Below are 1,166 nucleotides of genomic sequence, written 5' to 3'. Positions count from 1 at the left end.
GTGTGCATTGATCCCATCAGGACTCGATTTCGTAATTGGGTAAAACCTAGTTCCAGTGGTTTTAATAAATGAGGGTACATGGCAGACATCACTTAACATCCATTGTTATTATCATGGTCTGACCAGACTACGTCCGGAAAACCAAAAAATCAAACAAGCGTTTACATTTTTGTAACACCGATCAATCTCGCGCGAAAATATGCCAATTGTTGAGTGAGCGTGATAAGCTAAAAAAATGTTATCTTTTGAGATCTTAGAGATAAGAACCCATACTTTGTAAGATTAGGGAAAGACTATCTCGTTATGGAGACAAGATGAAAAAACTCTTCAAATTTATTGGTTTGATATTTAAAGGGATATGGAAAAGCATCACCTTTATCAGACTCGCGTTGGCAAACCTGATCTTCCTTTTGATGATCGCCGTGTTTTACTTTGCGTTTACCTACACTGGCGAAGGACGACCTGTTATCGAGAAAGAATCCGCTTTGGTTATGAACCTTTCTGGTCCCATCGTGGAACAGCGTCGTTATGTCAATCCAATGGATTCAGTCGCAGGCTCTCTTTTAGGTAACGAGATGCCAAAAGAGAACGTTTTGTTCGATATCGTGGACACCATTCGCTACGCAAAAGACGATGCCAAAGTCTCTGGCTTGGTATTGGCACTGCGCGATCTCCCAGAAACGAACTTAACGAAACTTCGTTACATTGCTAAAGCGTTAAACGAGTTTAAGGCATCAGGTAAACCAGTTTACGCGGTGGGTGACTTTTACAATCAGAGCCAATATTACCTAGCAAGCTACGCCGATAAAGTATACATGGCGCCTGATGGTGGCGTACTGATTAAGGGCTACAGCGCTTACTCTATGTACTACAAAACTCTGCTAGAGAAGTTAGACGTATCCACTCACGTTTTCCGAGTCGGTACTTACAAATCGGCTATCGAGCCGTTTATTCGTGACGACATGTCGGATGCGGCAAAAGAGTCTGCCACTCGCTGGGTCACTCAGTTGTGGAGCGCTTTTGTTGATGACGTGACGACTAACCGCAACATCAACGCCAAAGTGCTAAACCCAACTATGGAAGAACTGCTTACCGAGATGAAATCTGTGGATGGTGATTTGGCGCAATTGGCAGTCAAAATGGGGTTAGTTGATGAATTGGCGACA

The 1,166-nt window shown here is 43.2% G+C and carries 1 protein-coding gene; it reads left to right on the top strand.

Annotation, left to right across the window (positions count from 1 at the left end):
• Positions 1 to 314: 314 nt before the first annotated feature.
• Positions 315 to 1,166, top strand: an 852-nt coding sequence (locus tag R7127_RS26605) for a S49 family peptidase (RefSeq protein WP_318148723.1), incomplete at its 3' end; no start/stop codon positions are given.

Origin of the sequence: Vibrio sp. 1159 (assembly GCF_033340395.1) — a bacterium.
In the GTDB taxonomy this organism is placed as follows: Bacteria; Pseudomonadota; Gammaproteobacteria; order Enterobacterales; family Vibrionaceae; genus Vibrio; species Vibrio alginolyticus.
The sequence above is the reverse complement of the archived record's forward strand: the minus strand, read 5'-3'. Positions and strand labels throughout refer to the sequence as shown.